We start from the raw sequence: 15,858 nt of genomic DNA, 5'->3' as shown, positions 1-15,858 counted from the left end.
TGACGACGCTGCGCACCGCGTCCCACAGAACGCGCGGATCGGCGCGTTCGCCGGCTAGGAACAGCGATCGGTAGAATGACAGATCATATTCCTTGATCAGTTCGCCATTGGGATCTTCCTTGCGAATCGCCCTGAAGGCTGTCGGCGCCGTGAACAACGAGACGACCTTATGGTCCGAGATCACACGCCAGAACACCCCGGCATCCGGCGTCCCCACCGGCTTGCCTTCGAACACGATGGTCGTGCAGCCATGAAGAAGCGGTGCGTAGCAGATGTAGGAATGACCCACGACCCAGCCGACGTCGGACGCTGCCCAGAAAACCTCGCCCGGCTGAACGTCGTAAAGGTTCGACATTGTCCATTTGAGCGCAACCATGTGGCCACCATTGTCGCGCACCACGCCTTTGGGCTGCCCGGTCGTCCCTGAGGTGTAAAGAATGTAGAGCGGATCGGTTGCCTTGACGGCAACAGGGGGAACCTTGCGACCCTCGGCAACTTCTTCATCGATGAGAGCACCAAGATCAAAGTCCCGGCCTTCGATCAAGTCCGCTTTCTGCTCTTCGCGCTGGAACACAAGACACGTTTCCGGCTTTCGCGTCGCCAGGCTGATGGCCTCGTCGATCAGGGGTTTGTAGGCGATCACCCGCCCCGGTTCGATGCCGCAGGAAGCCGCGATAATCGCTTTGGGAGACGCATCGTCAATGCGCGTCGCCAGTTCGTTCGCGGCAAAGCCGCCAAAGACCACTGAATGAATAACGCCAAGACGCGCGCAGGCCAGCATCGCCATGACGGCTTGTGGAATCATCGGCATGTAGATGATCGCACGATCACCTTTCTCCAGACCTCTGTCCTGAAGAACTCCAGCAAAAGCTTCGACTTGTTCCAGCAACTCGGCGTAAGTGTAAGTGGCCGTCTTTCCGGTGATCGGGCTGTCGTAGATCAGCGCCGGCTGACCCGGGCGCCCGCGTTCAACATGCCTGTCGAGACAATTGTACGAAGTGTTGCACTTCCAGTCGGGAAACCAGCGCCCGTATTGTCCCTGATCCGGATCGAAAACCTTGTCGGAGGTCGAGATCCAGTCGATTTCTGAAGCAGCTGCCTTCCAGAAACTCTGCGGATCGTCCTTCCAGCCCTGATAGACCTCGTGATAGCGGCTTGCCATGAAATGTCCTCCCAAACAGCCTGTCCGGCATTTGCGGGATAGAGTGCTGTAAGGGAAGGAGATATTGCAAGCCTTGCGTCGTTATCAATTAGGCGGTCGGGACTTTACGTAAACACTCTGGCGTGCTTGTTTCGCACTCCCATTCTCTATATCTACCTGAAATTTCCGGCCTATGGTCCTCATTACAGATCCCTGGTTTTATGCTGCGGCGATACCTGCCGTAATACTTGTCGGCCTTTCGAAGGGAGGTTTCGGCGGCACGATGGGCATGCTTTGTGTGCCGATCCTGACGCTGGCCATCTCACCTGTTCAGGCAGCCGGGATCATGTTGCCGATCCTTGTGGTGATGGATGCTGTCGCGCTGTTCGCCTATAAGGGTCGCGCAAACTGGCAGTGCCTCTCGATCCTGCTGCCGGCCGCAATCCTGGGTATTTCGGTCGGCTGGGCAACCGCGGCCTATGTCAATGATGACTTCGTGCGCCTGATGGTGGGTCTGATATCGCTTGCCTTCGTCGCGGACTACGTTTTCAAGGGTCGAAAACAGCAAACTGCGGCAAAACACAATCCTGCCAAGGGAATGTTCTGGGGCAGCATTGCCGGCTTCACCAGTTTCATCAGCCACACGGGTGGACCACCCTATCAGATGTACACTGTCCCCCTGCGCATGCCGCAGGCACTTTATGCCGGAACCGGTGTCATCTTTTTTGCGACGGGAAACGCAATCAAGCTCGTTCCGTATTTCTTTCTCGGCCAATTTGACGCCACAAATCTGACCGCCTCTTTCACGATGATCCCCCTTGCTTTGATCGCAACCCTCGTGGGTGTTCGTCTGGTGCGGATTGTCAAGGCGGACACGTTCTACGCGATCATCTATCTGTTTATGGCCGTGATCGGCGTCAAGCTGACTTTCGACGGAATTTCAAGCCTTTTGGCATGATTTTCCGCCCGCTGCCCGTCAGCAAAACAGTGCATTGCATGAAAGCCGGTTTTCCGGTTTTGATACGCACAACCGTTTTATCTTGGGAGGACAATCATGGACGCCGATCTCAGTCCGTTCACAGAAGGGCTTGGCAAGAACAACGCCAATTTTGCAGCGCTCAGCCCGCTCAGCTTTCTGGCACGCGCAGCTGACGTCTTTCCCGATACAATCGCGATCGTTCACGGGAACCAGACAACCGATTACCGCACTTTTTACAGGCGCAGCAGACAGTTGGCCTCTGCCCTGACCAATCTGGGCATCGGCAAGAACGACACCGTCAGCGTGATGCTGTCAAATGTGCCGCCCATGCTTGAAGCCCATTATGGTGCACCGATGGCAAAGGCGGTGCTCCATTCCATGAACACGCGTCTGGACGCGGCAATTATCGCCTTTCAGCTCGACCACGCGAATTGCAAGGTCCTGATAACGGACCGGGAATACGCTCCGGTCATCAAGGAAGCGCTGACACTTGCCTCTGTCAAACCGATCGTGATCGACTATTCGGATCCCGAGTTTCCGCAGGACGGAGAACGGTTGGGGTCCATCGACTACGAAGAATTTGTTCAGTCAGGCGATCCGGATTTTCCCTGGACACTTCCCGACGACGAGTGGGATGCCATCACGCTCAATTACACGTCCGGCACAACCGGCAATCCGAAGGGCGTTGTCTATCATCACCGTGGCGCTTACCTGCTCGCGCAAGCCAACGTGATCACCGCATCAATGGCAAAACATCCGGTTTATCTCTGGACCCTGCCGATGTTTCACTGCAATGGCTGGTGTTTTCCCTGGTCGCTGTCCGTCGTTGCCGGAACCCATGTCTGCCTGCGTTGGGTACGACCCAAAACCATGTGGGACCTTATCGCCGATCAGAAAGTCACCCATTTGTGCGGTGCGCCGATCATCATGTCGACGCTTCTCAATGCCAGTGATGAGGAGAAGCGTGAGCTGGACCACGAAGTCGAGTTCTATACCGCAGCAGCGCCTCCACCCGAAAGCGTACTGGCGGCAATGAAGACAGCAGGTTTTAACGTAACCCACCTCTATGGCCTGACCGAAGTGTACGGGCCGGCGGTTGTCAATGACTGGAAAACAGAGTGGGACGGGCTGCCTCTTGATCAGCAGGCGCACAAAAAGGCCAGGCAGGGTGTGCGCTATGTTGCGCTTGAGGACCTGACGGTTCTCAATCCGGAAACACTGGAGCCGGTGCCGGCCGACGGCGAAACGCTTGGCGAAGTCATGTTTCGCGGCAACGTGGTTATGAAAGGCTATCTGAAGAACCGGGAGGCCACGGAAAAGGCATTTGCAGGTGGCTGGTTCCATTCAGGAGATCTGGGTGTCATGCATCCGGACGGATACATCCAGCTCAAGGACAGGTCGAAGGACATTATCATTTCAGGCGGCGAAAACATCTCTTCAATCGAGGTCGAAGATGTTCTCTACAAGCATCCTGACGTCCAGGCGGTCGCCGTGGTGGCGCGCCCTGATGAAAAGTGGGGCGAAACGCCCTGTGCATTCGTCGAATTGAAGCCCGGATCGACGGTGACGGATGTCGAACTGATCGCTTTCAGCCGCGAGCATCTTGCCGGCTTCAAATCCCCCAGGACCGTCGTCTTCTGCGATTTGCCCAAGACTTCCACCGGCAAGATTCAGAAATTCGCCCTGCGTGAACAGGCAAAGTCGCTCTGAGCAACACACAAAGGCAAGACACATAAATAAAAAACGCCGCGGTGAAGCGCGGCGTTCTTTATTTCACGGGGTAAGATGCGTCAATGGAGGGTCACATCCTGCCGTATTCGCTCAATCTCGTCCTTGATCTTGAGCTTTTGTCGTTTCATGTCAGCCAATTCCAGCGAGTCTGTACTCGGGTGCAACAGAGCGTCCTCAATCTTGCGTTCCATTTCCGCGTGACGGCGCTCGAGTTCGGCGAGATGCGACTGCATTGACATGGATAAAACCTCCTGTCTGTTGGCTTAACGCAAGCACACTGCCACATAAATTCCGGACTTGTCGAATGCAGATTCTGCATATCTCATCCGTTTCGCCATCGAATTATGCATTCAAGCAACTATCCTTAGAAAACCCTGAAAAAGTCCTGTCAAATAAGCGGTTCAAAACTCATGAAAAATTCCGATAGAAGCTTTGCCGGCTGATTTTTATCAATGCAAAACGATTTTTTTTCAAAATCTGCTACAAAACAGTCGGGTTTCACGCCGTGTCTTAATTTTCGTCAAAAGGCATGCCAAGATGTTACCTTGCCCGGGGGCAACAAAATGGACTAGGACTTATGTCCTGTTTTTGGGGGACATAGATGGCGGAAATGGAAATAGATGCACTGCGAATGGAGCTTGCCCAGCTTCGTCAGGAACACCGGGATCTTGACGTGGCAGTGGAGGCGCTGGCGACAACATCAAACCATGACGTCCTGCAGTTACAGCGGCTGAAAAAGAAAAAGCTAATGATCAAGGACAGGATCTCGGTTCTTGAAGATCAGCTGTTCCCGGACATTATCGCCTGATACACAGCCGCGTCCGCTGAGGCGCTCCCCGATCATTCTATCATCTTTTGGCCGATTTCCGGCAATTGCGCCTTGCGATGTGCGGCTTGCTGCATATACTCCGCGGCTCTTCTGAGCCAGCCGTAAAGTGGAGCATGAAATGGCACAAGCGGATGTTGCGATCATCATGGGCAGTCAATCGGACTGGCCGACTATGAAACATGCAGCCGACACGCTCGACCAGCTGGGGATCAGCTACGAAGCACGCATTGTCTCCGCGCACCGCACTCCGGATCGGATGTACGACTTTGCGAAAAACGCCAAGTCGGAAGGTTTCAAGCTCATTATCGCAGGGGCCGGTGGCGCCGCGCATCTTCCGGGTATGACCGCTTCATTGACACCGCTCCCCGTTTTCGGAGTTCCAGTGGAAAGCAGAGCACTTTCCGGCGAGGACAGCCTCCTTTCGATTGTTCAGATGCCCGGAGGCATTCCCGTCGGCACACTGGCAATCGGCAAGGCAGGCGCGACAAATGCAGCGCTGCTGGCAGCAGCGGTTCTCGCCCTGAGCGACTCGGCAATAGAGGCGGCCCTCGACAAGTACAGGGCGGACCACACGGCGTCCGTTGCCGAACACCCGACCAGCAACGCAGTCTAGAATTGCCGGCAACGACAGGACCAACGAGATGAGTGCAAAGACCCGGCTGACCCCAGGCGACACCATTGGCATTCTCGGCGGAGGGCAGCTGGGACGGATGCTCGCTCAATCCGCAGCCAGTCTGGGCCTCAAATCACATATCTACTGTCCCGACGCGAACAGCCCTGCCTTCGATGTCAGCGCTTCCTATACCGTTGCGCCTTACGAGGACACTGATGCACTGAACAGGTTTGCCAATTCCGTTTCCGTTGTCACGTACGAATTTGAAAACGTCCCCGGTGAGACGGCTGCGCACCTGAATGCGAAAATTCCCGTCAGGCCTGGCGTGAAAGCTCTGGAAGTGTCTCAGGACCGCTTGTTCGAAAAGCAGTTCCTTTCAAATGCGGGCGTCGCGATCGCCGGCTTTGCCGAGATCAATTCTCAGGACGACCTGGAAGCGGCTCTCAAGGGTTTCGGCGGTCAGGGTGTGTTGAAAACCCGCCGCTTCGGCTACGACGGCAAGGGTCAGCTGATGATCCGGAAAGCCGAGGACACGGCAAATGCGTTTGAAAAACTGGGGGCGGTTCCCGCCGTCCTGGAAGACCTTATTCCCTTTGAATGCGAGGTCTCCGTAATTGTCGCCAGGGATCTTGACGGCACTTGTGCCAGCTACGACATTGCGCGCAATCATCACGAAAATCACATACTGAAAACGTCCACGGTTCCCGCCGGTGTTTCTTCCCGGACAGCGGAAACGGCACGAACCATGGCCGAGCAGATCGTGTCCGGTCTGGACTATATAGGTGTGATGGGTGTCGAAATGTTCCTTGTGCGGGACGGCAATGGTGAAAGACTTCTGGTCAACGAAGTCGCTCCACGGGTGCACAATTCAGGTCACTGGACACAGGATGCATGCCTGACTTCCCAGTTTGATCAACATATCCGTGCCGTTGCCGGTTGGCCCCTCGGCGCAGCGTCACGCCACTCCGACGTGATCATGGAAAACCTGATCGGGTTTGACGCAGATGACTGGCAGTCAATCCTGAAGGATCCGGCTGCTCGCCTGCATCTTTATGGAAAATCGGAGACCCGCGAAGGTCGCAAGATGGGCCATGTGAACCGGATTACAGACAAGACCGCCTGACCGGTCCAAATGCCGCGCAAAAATGGATTTGCGCGGCGTTTTTAAGTTTATCCCCTCACCAGGCCGAGTTTTTCCCGCCTGGCGAACCGCACGTTGGCGAGCACCGCTACGCTGGCAAGCCCTCCTGCAAGCCCCACCCAGACGCCAACACCTCCCCAGCCCGCTGCAAAGCCGAGGCCAAGGGACAGGCTGATTCCGACAACCCAGTAGCCGAAAAGAGCGTAGAAAAGCGGAATGGTGGTATCACCGAGACCGCGCAAATTGTTGACGCCGATAATCTGCCCGCCATCCGCGAGTTGAAACAGAGCTGCCACCAACAGGAATGAAGCTCCGTAAGAGAGAACTTCGGCAGCTTCAGCATCGTTCAGGTCCAGGTACAGCCCAACCAGGGTTTCCGGGATGGTCCAGAAAAGAACCGCAAAGCAGCCCATGAAGATCATCGTCACCGCAAGGGAGGTCCAGCCTGCCCTCCCGACGCCTTCATGATCCCCGCGACCCGCCGCAAGGCTGACACGGGTCATCGCGGCCACGGACAGGCCAACCGGCACCATGAAGGTGATCGAGGCGATCTGCAGCGCGATGCCGTGACCCGCAAGAGGCAGGGTGCCGAGCCATCCGATCATGATGGCAGACGCGGTAAACAGCGACCCTTCCGCGACAATCGTCAGCCCGATGGGAGCCCCCAAACGCACGATCTGAAAGAAAACCGGCCAGTCCGACCGCCAGATTCGGCCAAGAATGTAGTATCGCCGCAATTTCGGGTGCTTCAGGGCATAAAAGAGCAGAAACAGGAATGTGCAGGTCGCGCTGAAAACCGAGGCAAGACCCGCCCCGACCAATTCGAGCCGCGGAAATCCAAACTCACCGAAGATCAGCAGATAGTCCAGAATTGCATTCACGACCGCCCCGGCGATGGTTGCCCAGAGGACCACCTGGGTTCGTTCCATGACAGTCAGAAATCCGCGCACCGCCATTATGAGAAGACCGGGCAACATGGTCCACTGCATGACACGCATGTAGATACCTGCCAATCGAGCCAGTTCCGGCTCCTGTCCCAACGTCAGCAGGATCGACTCGATGAAGAAAAGAACACACCAGACGGGCAAGCAGAACAGCACCGAAATCCAGAAGCCCATTCGAACCGCCCGGCGCAGATCCCTTGGGTTGCGCTGTCCGCGAGCACGTGCTGCAAGCGGGATCACCGCCTGAAGAACGCCCATTCCGAAGAACCACAAAAGCGTGAAGAAATTGAAGGCCAACACGGAGGCAGCAAGTTCCGTCGCGCCCAGACGGCCGATCATCAAAACATCCGTCGTGTTGATCGCCATCTGTGCCAGCTGCGCCCCGGCGAGCGGCAATCCGAGCGCGAGTGTCGGCAGGATATCGCTGCGCCAGAGTGTTTTGCCCTTCGCCGAATCGGGGGCCCCGGACGCGAACTGCGCCATTGTTTCCTCCAACAATGTGGGTTAGGACTTGCCTTCTTGACCGAGGCATGTGAACCAAGGTGAGAATTCCAGCTCTAATCCTGAATCCGGATTATGTCCACAATTCTCCATTCTTTTGCGGCAGTTGGAGTCAGAAAGGCGTTGCTTTCTTTGCGAATGACTGTGGACACGCGTGGTTTGCTCTGGTAATAAGCTCGCCAAAGTGGGCGACGCGTCAGCGGCGATCAGGTTTCTGTACACAAGTGAATGCATCGTACATTGAGTGCTTTTTGCGTTGGCTGCGTGTTTGCAGGGCGGTCACGTGAATCGTTGGCAAAGCCTCGCTTAAATCAAAGTCCAATTCTGGCTGCGGATCGGCCGCAGCTCATCGAAAACGGGAAAAAACGCGTGCAGGTTCTGGTTCGCGACAACAATGTCGATCAAGCGCTGAAGGCGCTTAAGAAAAAGATGCAACGCGAAGGCATCTTCCGTGAAATGAAACTTCGCGGTCACTTTGAAAAGCCGTCTGAAAAGAAGGCGCGTGAAAAGGCTGAAGCAATTCGCCGTGCACGCAAGCTGGCTCGCAAGCGGGCACAGCGTGAAGGCCTTCTCCCGGGCAAATCCGCTCGCCGCTAAGTCGGCTTGAGTGCGCCCGGCGATAAGAATCGCCAAATATAAGCAAAGTTGCCGTAAGGCCGGCCGAAGTTACGGTCGGCTTTTTGGTGTTTTGTTTCACAATAGTTGGGGCACAGGTCGGCTCGTACCTTAACAGCCACATTACCGCCCTATTGGAGGCAGATGAACGGCATGTCTAATCGCTTGACTGTAAGAGAGCATATGTGCCGCATGCGCAAGATTCTGCCCCACGCAACATTACTCAGCCTGGCAACACTCCTGGCTGCGTGTAATACCAGCGGCGGTGTCTACAACGACGTCCCGATCAACAGCTCTGCCGGTTCTTCGACGAATATTGCGTCATTGACAGCAGTTATTGATTCAAATCCGTCGGATGCAAGTGCTTACAGTACACGCGGCATCGCCTACGGGCAGGCGGGGAAACTCGACCAGGCGGTCGAGGACTTCAATCGCGCAATTCAACTGAACCCGCAATCTTACCAGACCTACGCCAACCGGGCTCTGGTCTACCGCCGTCAGGGCAAGAACGACCTGGCCGTCGCGGACTACACCCGCGCGATCAACATCAAACCTGACTATGACGTCGCCTATGTCGGCCGCGGAAACATCTATCGCCAGCAGGGCAACTACAGCGCAGCCCTGGCCGATTTCAATTCCGTGATTGCGCGCGACAGCAGCGACGCCAGGGCTTTTTACAATCGGGGACTGATCTACCAGGCCCAGAACCAGGACAGCCTGGCGATTGAAGACTTTGCAACGGCTATCGGTCTCAATCCCAAGGCGGCTGCACCATATATTGCTCGCGGCATTTCCTATCTCGCCGTGAACGACCCGGACGCGGCATTTTCCGATCTGTCCATGGCGGTCAATCTCGATCGGGAAAGCTCGATCGCCTGGGCGAACCGCGGCCTCGCACTTGAAATGCTCGGCAAACCCAAGGACGCCCGCCGCAACTACACACGTGCAATGTCGCTCGACAATTCGAACAAGATCGCTCGTGACGGACTGGGTCGGGTCGGCCAGGGTTGATCAGGCCTTGCCTGACTGCTGTTCAGATCTCACCTTGATCTGATCCAGGTCAACGCATCGACCGTCCTGCAATTTATCATGTGAACCATCCCGCACAGTTTCAACAGCTGGGAGGAAGGCATGAAGTCCATCCTGATTTTGGACGGTCATCCAGACACTGCAGACAGACACTTATGCCACGCGCTCGCAAACGCCTACCAGAAGGGCGCTGAAGCAGCGGGGCACCGGTCAACGCTCATTCGCATTGCGGATATCGAATTTCCCGTCCTGCGCATACCTTCAGACTTTCAGAACGTTCCGAGCCCGAATGCGCTCCAGCCGACACGGGACGCCCTGCTTGAGGCGGACCATCTTGTCCTGATCTATCCGCTCTGGCTAGGCACATTGCCCGCATACACCAAGGCGTTTCTGGAGCAACTCCTCCATTATGACACTGCTTTTGAGCGGTCGGAGACAGACAAGTGGCCCAAGGGCAAGATGCAAGGCAAATCGGCACGCATTGTCCTGACAACCGGCATGCCTGCCCTTGCTTATACGCTTTGGTACCGCGCCCACAGCTTGAAAAGCCTGAAACGGAACATCTTCGGGTTTGTCGGGTTCAAACCGGTCAGGTCAACTGTGTTCGGCATGGTCGAACATGCGCGACCCGGTCAGATCAGCCGCTGGCTGAGAAAGATGGAAGATCTGGGACGGAGGGCGTGTTGAAATTCAAATCACCGGCGACGGTCAAAAGGGGCATTCTGCCCGGAATGTAACACGCTCCCCCCCGTTGGGGTGATGCAGTTCGAGGCTTTCTGCATGAAGTGCCAGTCGGTGTGAGGCGTGCAGTGCCTCCCCCTCGGCGTAGAAGCGGTCCCCAAGGATCGGATGTCCAAGGGACAGCATGTGAACACGCAATTGATGGGAGCGGCCTGTGTGAGGAAAAAGCCGGACACGGGTCGAAAACGGCTTACGTTCCAGCACCTGCCAGCGGGTCAGCGCCGGTTTGCCGTGTTCGAAGCTGACCATCTGTTTCGGCCGGTTCGGCCAGTCACAAATGAGTGGTAGATCGATCTCACCGTCATCGTCGCGCGGATGTCCCCACACTTCGGCAAGATAGGTCTTTCGTGTCTTGCGTCTTTCGAATTGCAATCCCAGATGACGGTGGGCGTTCGCATTCATCGCCAGAACCATCACGCCGGACGTATCCATGTCCAGTCGATGAACAATCCGCGCACTGGCGTAAACTTCCTGCGCCCTGCGTTCCAGGCAGTCGGAATGCTCCGTAGCCTTGCCGGGAACGCTCAACAAGCCGCTTTGCTTGTCAACGACAAGCAGGTCATCGTCCAGATGCAGAACCGGCAGATAAGGTTCAACAGGTGGATTGTAGACAAAAGCCTCTGGTGCAGTCCGGTTCATGATGCCATTTCGATCGGGCCACGAGCGCCCAGTTTTAAAGCAAAAGGCGCGGACCGGGCCGCGCCTTTGAAGACCTTGTCAGTCGCCTCACTCTGGTGAATGGCGATCGAAATCCCGACCTAAACGGTCAGAATAGCCAATACACCGGTCAGCAAGAACACAAGCGCAGGCGGGATCCAGCCGGATGCACCCAGCGCAAGACCGATGGCGGAGCTTACCAGAGTGGCAATCAGCATCAGCCAACCGAATACGGTTGCTGCGGTTCCACCAAATCCGAACAGGATCAGACACAGGACAACGTTCAGGACAGCCACGGTCCCAACTTTCGAGAAGTTGATGAACCCCTCGTAGGTCCGCTCATGCGAGTCATAGTCCATTGCGGGCGCGTTTTTGTCAGACATAAAGTCCCCCAGGAAGATTCATAAGTCGGCTGCCTTCATACAATAAAGTTTTCCGGTTCGGCAATCGTCGGAATCGCAGAATCAGGCCCAGCAGGCGCGACTCTTTGGCGATTTAAGCAACAGCGCTTGCAAATGAGACACAATTTTCCGTCAGGGACACCGAATTCAGGCAGCGTGCGAGGCACCACCAAGGCCTGCGGCCGCAAGAACCTTGTCCTGCCGTTTGCGAACCCTGGCTGCCTCAAAACCTTCGATCTGCTCATTGAACAGCTGATAGAAGTTAAGTTCCGCACGCAAATGCAGGAACACCCCGCCAAGGCCGATTGCAGCCCGGTCCATAAAGACAAATTCCTGCGGCACGGTAACCGGCCCCAATTCTTTCAACGCCGAGTGCACGCGAAACGCTTCCTTGCGACCGTATTCTGCTGCCGATACGCCATCGGCGATCGATCGAACCCGGTCGCTGAGCAAAGGCCCATATATGAATCTCGCCCAGATATTGAGAACTTCGATGATTTCCTTTTTCAGGTCTTTAAATCCCCAGCATTCGTAGGCCGAGACAACGCGGTCATTGTCGCCCTCCAACAGGCCGCGGTAAAGTTCAACGACACCTTCGACAAAGGACTGCGGAAAGATCCGGATGCAACCGTAGTCCAGGAGGTTTATTCCTGCGGGCGTCCCTTCCTGCTCAAAAACGGTATAGTTGCCGAGATGCGGGTCTCCGTGAATAACGCCGTAGTGGCTGAAAGGATGCCACCAGGCGTGAAACATGGTTTTTGCCAGCAAGTTGCGCTCTTCCTGACTGTGCTCCCTGAATTCCAGCAACGGTTTTCCGGTGAGCCAACCCATTGTCAGTAATCTTCCGGTCGACAGATCCGTCACGACCTCGGGAACCCGAATGCGGTCGGTATCGGCCAATATGTCCTGATACATCGCGATATGTGCGGCTTCGCGGGCATAGTCGAGCTCTTCACGTACCCTCGCGCTGATTTCCTTGGCAATCTCTCGCGTATCAATGGCGGGGCTCATGCGCCGGTGCAAGGAAAACAACATCTGAAGCTGTTTCAGATCCGCTTCAACCGCCGATGCCATGTCCGGGTATTGAAGTTTGCAGGCCAGAACCCTGCCGTCATGCGCTGTCGCGCGATGCACCTGACCGAGCGAGGCCGCCGCCGCCGGCTCCCTGCCGAATTCGTCGAAACGGTTTTGCCAGTCGGCTCCAAGCTCCGCCCGCATCCGCCGCTTGACGAATGCCCACCCCATCGGCGGCGCACTTGCCTGCAACTTTGCCAGCTCGGTCGTGTATTCAGGCGGCAACGCATCCGGGATCGTCGACAGAAGTTGCGCGACTTTCATCAATGGCCCCTTGAGGCCGCCAAGCGCCGCTGCAAGCTCGGCCGCGTTCTTGGCGTTGTCGAGCTCCATCCCGAAAAGCCGCGCACCGGCAACCTTGGCGGCAATACCACCCATATTGGTGCCGACCTTGGCATAGCGGCCCATTCTGGCGCTCAACCTGTTGCTTTCCCGGTCCCTGGATTGCGGCATGCGGTGTTGGCTCCCTATGACGGCAGTCCTGCTTCCACATTCGAAGCCTGCCTCCACGCTCTAAATATGAACTACGCCAACAATATCCAGTTGAACCAATCGGTAAAACGTCGCATTGCCGGGTACTTTTGTGAAATACAGAAGCGCTTGCCTCGATTTCAAGCTTACCGAAGATCCCGAAGACCAAACCTGGCGGCTCCGAATTCTACCGGCTCTCAAATCTCTTTAGAGCGCTGACGAGAGCTTCTCGCGTTTCGGCAAGCCCCTTGTAGGCAAGCTGATCCCTTCTCAGCGACAGGAGCTGCGTCTTAAGTCCCTCAGCGAGCCTCGACCTGTCTTCACTGTGTTCCAGAGCCGCCAGCGGATCATGATGGATCTTGATCGTGAACAGAATATCGCCCGTTTGTGGCAATCGGCGCAGCGTCTGCCGTTCGACCCGCAAATACAACCGCGCAAGTGCACTTTCCGGGGTCTCAAACCGCATGTTCTTGGGGTAGGGATGATGCAGATCACCATCCGGGTGAAAGGACCAGTTGAACCGGCAGAGCAGCTGATCGGGTTTCAAATTCTCAAACAGCCGGGCAACCATCTGTCCCATCCGACCGCCATTGAACCCGGGAACGGTTTCATGAATCCCGGCCATGGACCGCCCGAACTTCTCCGAAAGTGACCACGAGGATGGAAAGCACAGCGAAGCGGCCACCAACCGGTATCCATCCGGACCATGACGCATCAGGACAAGATCTTCCTGCACAATTCTTGAGACCGCCAAAAGTGCGGGCAAATTCTCTAACGAAACCTGGCGAGTACCGATAACCACCTGGTCGGAGCCGGTGACAAACTGATGCGTGTTTCCATGAAACCGCACCAGATTTCCTACGATCAGATCCCTGACTTCTTCTTGAGCGGCAGCTGTGTCGTCCTCGTTCCGGAAAACGCTTTCCCGATCCAGAGCAATCAGACGCTCCTTCTCAGACAAATGACCGTCCAGGAAGAAATCGGGCTCAAGCCAACTTCCTTCCTCAATCGGCTTCAAGCCAACCGCGAATGGCAGACTGGAACCGTCATAGGGCGTGTGCCGAAAGAAACTCATATCCGACTGACCGAAATTCTCTCACTGAAAACTCTGAAGAATACGACCTGTTCCACATCCGCGAGCAGTTGGCAAGATTGTCAGCCTTTGCTCCTTGGGGTCAAAATTCCGGTAATGCCACCGACAAAAACACCTCCGACGAAAATCGCCATGTAGCTCAGAAGCAGCATGAGGAAGCGCACCACCGTGTTGGAAAACTCCCAAAATTTCTTCTGTCCAAAATCAACGAACGGGAAGAATGCTTCGAGTGAAAAGACAATCGGATTGTATTCCGGATAGTGCTTGGGAATAAAACGAGTGACGGCACAGGATTTGCCGAAAACACAGGGCTCGAACTCGATCTGCTGAAGATCCGCTAGCTTCTTTTCATCGCAACTGGCGCTCAAGCCGGTAAAGCAGGCATTTGAAATGAACGAGTTGACGTTGGGTGCGATCCAGTTCTGCGATTTGGCGACGTAAGCGAGCACCAGAAAAACAAAGAACATCAGCAAAAAGACGAACAGAGCGCGCACCGGATAAATTCCGTATCCAACGAGCCAGAAGACTGTTCGCTGAAGTAGCCGGGACACCACGTTCCTGACCTGACCTATCTCCAGTTTCTTCAGTTCAACAAGAACGATTTCGGCGTTTTGCTTGGAATTCAGGTTCGAATAAGCACTCGCCAGATTGGCGAGCGAACTCATCGAGACTTTTTTCTGAAGGTCGATCCAATTGAGCATGACATCCGAAGCGCAATCGGTCATCCGGTCATATTTGAAACCATCCAGGATCAAGTTGCCGGCCCCCGGCCACGACTCAAGTTTGGAAGCCGCGATGTCGTTTACGAAGCTCTTGACCGAGACATCCCGCAAATTGGCCTTGCCTCCACCTGGAAATCTCACTGATTTCCAGTAGAGCGCATTGGCCTTCGTGCGTGACAGGCTGATGGCCTCGCCATCGGCATCACTCCCTTTGTAGCCCCCTGTCCCTGCATAAGCAAAACGGGCATCGGTCAGGTCCAGCGTCTGTGTGATGGTGCAATCCCGCAGCAATAATGGTCCGTTACAGACGAACCCCTTTCGCAGCATCAGGTTTCCGTCGATCTTGCTGCTGCGCAGATCCATGCCTTTTTCAAGTTCACAACCATACATTGCAACCGACCGGCAACTGGATGACCAGAACTCGATAAATCCGTCAAATTTGCACTCTTCGAAATATATTGGAAACGGCAAGGTGATGTTGGCGAGGATCAGATCTCCGTGCACGTTAAACCTTGGCAGTTTCAACCCAACATCAACGGCTGGAGCAGGCTGCTCCTGCCCGCCGTTGGCCAATTCCTCGACAGTCAAACCTTCAACTTTGATTTTGGATGCCTGGCGCAACAGCTCGGCGAGTTCCGCAGCATCGATGTCCTGCTCGGGCGTCGACGGGTCAACCGTTCCAATCTGCGACACATCGCGGATTGAAAACTTCTCCAGGAACTCGACAAGGGTCATCGTGTGACCGCCATCCATCTAGCCCGACCGAGTTGGTGCAGGCGGATTACCGGACCCGCAATCGGCACGCAGTTCACGATTCGACGGTTCATCGGGTGGCGCAGGTGGTCCACAGTCGGCAAATTCACCCATTCCCGAGCGGGCACCGGTTTCCAATTCTTCGACAGGATGCATCACGCGACCGACAGCCGCCTCGAAGTTCGTTCGATACTTCGGTGGAATACACGCCATGTGATGAATGTAGCGTCCGAATTTCTCATGACAGTAACGTGCATAAAGCTCGGTGTGCAAGATGTGCTCGTGCCAGAGACAGTCCACCGCCCTGCTCGGTCGTCGGAACTCTCCAGCTCGCACTGCGTCATGCAGAAAAGACTGATATTCCCGCAGGATCGTGTCCCGTTCGGAAGCTGACCAGTTGTTCTTCAAAGCTGCAAGTATTGC

16 protein-coding genes and 1 pseudogene are annotated in these 15,858 nt (G+C 55.6%); 8 read left to right on the top strand and 9 right to left on the bottom strand.

Annotation, left to right across the window (positions count from 1 at the left end; genetic code table 11):
• Positions 1-1,162: AMP-binding protein (locus K5905_RS09890; RefSeq protein WP_297583086.1), on the bottom strand; the 1,162-nt coding region annotated here is incomplete at its 3' end.
• Positions 1,163-1,334: 172 nt separating this feature from the next.
• Between K5905_RS09890 and K5905_RS09885 the strand changes: the two genes are divergently transcribed.
• Entirely contained in the window at positions 1,335-2,099 is a 765-nt protein-coding gene (locus K5905_RS09885) for a sulfite exporter TauE/SafE family protein (protein ID WP_297583084.1), read from the top strand.
• 96 nt (positions 2,100-2,195) lie between these two features.
• Complete coding sequence (locus K5905_RS09880) at positions 2,196-3,830, top strand: acyl-CoA synthetase (protein ID WP_297583082.1); 1,635 nt, start codon at positions 2,196-2,198, stop codon at positions 3,828-3,830.
• 80 nt (positions 3,831-3,910) lie between these two features.
• On the opposite strand, the gene K5905_RS09875 is transcribed toward K5905_RS09880, so the two are convergent.
• On the bottom strand, positions 3,911-4,090 hold the full coding sequence (locus K5905_RS09875) for a DUF465 domain-containing protein (protein ID WP_297583079.1): 180 nt from the start codon (positions 4,088-4,090) through the stop codon (positions 3,911-3,913).
• A 362-nt stretch (positions 4,091-4,452) separates the two neighbouring features.
• Between K5905_RS09875 and K5905_RS09870 the strand changes: the two genes are divergently transcribed.
• From K5905_RS09870 to K5905_RS09860, 3 genes are all read left to right on the top strand, one after another.
• Entirely contained in the window at positions 4,453-4,659 is a 207-nt protein-coding gene (locus tag K5905_RS09870; protein WP_297583077.1) for a DUF465 domain-containing protein, read from the top strand.
• Positions 4,660-4,798: 139 nt separating this feature from the next.
• Positions 4,799-5,293 (top strand): 5-(carboxyamino)imidazole ribonucleotide mutase, encoded by a 495-nt coding sequence (purE, locus tag K5905_RS09865; RefSeq protein ID WP_297583075.1) that lies wholly within the window; start codon positions 4,799-4,801, stop codon positions 5,291-5,293.
• Between the two features lie 28 nt (positions 5,294-5,321).
• Entirely contained in the window at positions 5,322-6,416 is a 1,095-nt protein-coding gene (locus tag K5905_RS09860; RefSeq protein WP_297583072.1) for a 5-(carboxyamino)imidazole ribonucleotide synthase, read from the top strand.
• Positions 6,417-6,463: 47 nt separating this feature from the next.
• On the opposite strand, the gene K5905_RS09855 is transcribed toward K5905_RS09860, so the two are convergent.
• The gene (locus K5905_RS09855) at positions 6,464-7,861 is read right to left on the bottom strand and encodes an MATE family efflux transporter (protein WP_297583070.1); all 1,398 of its coding nucleotides are present in this window, start codon (positions 7,859-7,861) and stop codon (positions 6,464-6,466) included.
• 387 nt (positions 7,862-8,248) lie between these two features.
• Between K5905_RS09855 and rpsU the strand changes: the two genes are divergently transcribed.
• From rpsU to K5905_RS09840, 3 genes are all read left to right on the top strand, one after another.
• A complete protein-coding gene (rpsU, locus tag K5905_RS09850) occupies positions 8,249-8,476 on the top strand; it encodes a 30S ribosomal protein S21 (RefSeq protein WP_008188883.1) in 228 nt (75 codons plus the stop codon).
• 210 nt (positions 8,477-8,686) lie between these two features.
• A complete protein-coding gene (locus K5905_RS09845) occupies positions 8,687-9,505 on the top strand; it encodes a tetratricopeptide repeat protein (RefSeq protein ID WP_297583066.1) in 819 nt (272 codons plus the stop codon).
• Positions 9,506-9,625: 120 nt separating this feature from the next.
• Positions 9,626-10,210: an NAD(P)H-dependent oxidoreductase gene (locus tag K5905_RS09840; RefSeq protein ID WP_297583063.1), complete on the top strand. Its 585-nt coding sequence runs from the start codon at positions 9,626-9,628 to the stop codon at positions 10,208-10,210.
• A gap of 21 nt (positions 10,211-10,231) precedes the next feature.
• Here the strand turns inward: K5905_RS09840 and K5905_RS09835 are convergent, their stop codons facing one another.
• The 6 genes and pseudogenes from K5905_RS09835 to K5905_RS09810 all read right to left on the bottom strand — a co-directional run.
• Positions 10,232-10,903 (bottom strand): pseudouridine synthase, encoded by a 672-nt coding sequence (locus K5905_RS09835; RefSeq protein WP_297583061.1) that lies wholly within the window; start codon positions 10,901-10,903, stop codon positions 10,232-10,234.
• 119 nt (positions 10,904-11,022) lie between these two features.
• On the bottom strand, positions 11,023-11,304 hold the full coding sequence (locus K5905_RS09830; protein WP_297583058.1) for an aa3-type cytochrome c oxidase subunit IV: 282 nt from the start codon (positions 11,302-11,304) through the stop codon (positions 11,023-11,025).
• 165 nt (positions 11,305-11,469) lie between these two features.
• A complete protein-coding gene (locus K5905_RS09825) occupies positions 11,470-12,849 on the bottom strand; it encodes an AarF/ABC1/UbiB kinase family protein (RefSeq protein ID WP_297583055.1) in 1,380 nt (459 codons plus the stop codon).
• A gap of 205 nt (positions 12,850-13,054) precedes the next feature.
• The gene (locus K5905_RS09820; RefSeq protein WP_297583053.1) at positions 13,055-13,942 is read right to left on the bottom strand and encodes a DUF3445 domain-containing protein; all 888 of its coding nucleotides are present in this window, start codon (positions 13,940-13,942) and stop codon (positions 13,055-13,057) included.
• Between the two features lie 80 nt (positions 13,943-14,022).
• Positions 14,023-15,417 (bottom strand): hypothetical protein, encoded by a 1,395-nt coding sequence (locus K5905_RS09815; protein WP_297583050.1) that lies wholly within the window; start codon positions 15,415-15,417, stop codon positions 14,023-14,025.
• A gap of 18 nt (positions 15,418-15,435) precedes the next feature.
• Positions 15,436-15,858, bottom strand: a pseudogene (locus K5905_RS09810) (hypothetical protein); the annotation flags it as partial.

It is taken from the genome of Roseibium sp. (genome assembly GCF_025698965.1).
GTDB lineage: Bacteria > Pseudomonadota > Alphaproteobacteria > Rhizobiales > Stappiaceae > Roseibium.
Note: the sequence above shows the minus strand (reverse complement) of the source record. Positions and strands in the feature narration are given on the sequence as shown.

Coding starts and splice junctions, on each gene's coding strand:
- K5905_RS09885 (WP_297583084.1), top strand. CDS start 1,335: ATGGTCCTCATTACAGATCCCTGGTTTTATGCTGCGGCGATACCTGCC.
- K5905_RS09880 (WP_297583082.1), top strand. CDS start 2,196: ATGGACGCCGATCTCAGTCCGTTCACAGAAGGGCTTGGCAAGAACAAC.
- K5905_RS09875 (WP_297583079.1), bottom strand. CDS start 4,090: ATGTCAATGCAGTCGCATCTCGCCGAACTCGAGCGCCGTCACGCGGAA.
- K5905_RS09870 (WP_297583077.1), top strand. CDS start 4,453: ATGGCGGAAATGGAAATAGATGCACTGCGAATGGAGCTTGCCCAGCTT.
- purE (WP_297583075.1), top strand. CDS start 4,799: ATGGCACAAGCGGATGTTGCGATCATCATGGGCAGTCAATCGGACTGG.
- K5905_RS09860 (WP_297583072.1), top strand. CDS start 5,322: ATGAGTGCAAAGACCCGGCTGACCCCAGGCGACACCATTGGCATTCTC.
- K5905_RS09855 (WP_297583070.1), bottom strand. CDS start 7,861: ATGGCGCAGTTCGCGTCCGGGGCCCCCGATTCGGCGAAGGGCAAAACA.
- K5905_RS09845 (WP_297583066.1), top strand. CDS start 8,687: ATGCGCAAGATTCTGCCCCACGCAACATTACTCAGCCTGGCAACACTC.
- K5905_RS09840 (WP_297583063.1), top strand. CDS start 9,626: ATGAAGTCCATCCTGATTTTGGACGGTCATCCAGACACTGCAGACAGA.
- K5905_RS09835 (WP_297583061.1), bottom strand. CDS start 10,903: ATGAACCGGACTGCACCAGAGGCTTTTGTCTACAATCCACCTGTTGAA.
- K5905_RS09830 (WP_297583058.1), bottom strand. CDS start 11,304: ATGTCTGACAAAAACGCGCCCGCAATGGACTATGACTCGCATGAGCGG.
- K5905_RS09825 (WP_297583055.1), bottom strand. CDS start 12,849: ATGCCGCAATCCAGGGACCGGGAAAGCAACAGGTTGAGCGCCAGAATG.
- K5905_RS09820 (WP_297583053.1), bottom strand. CDS start 13,942: ATGAGTTTCTTTCGGCACACGCCCTATGACGGTTCCAGTCTGCCATTC.
- K5905_RS09815 (WP_297583050.1), bottom strand. CDS start 15,417: ATGACCCTTGTCGAGTTCCTGGAGAAGTTTTCAATCCGCGATGTGTCG.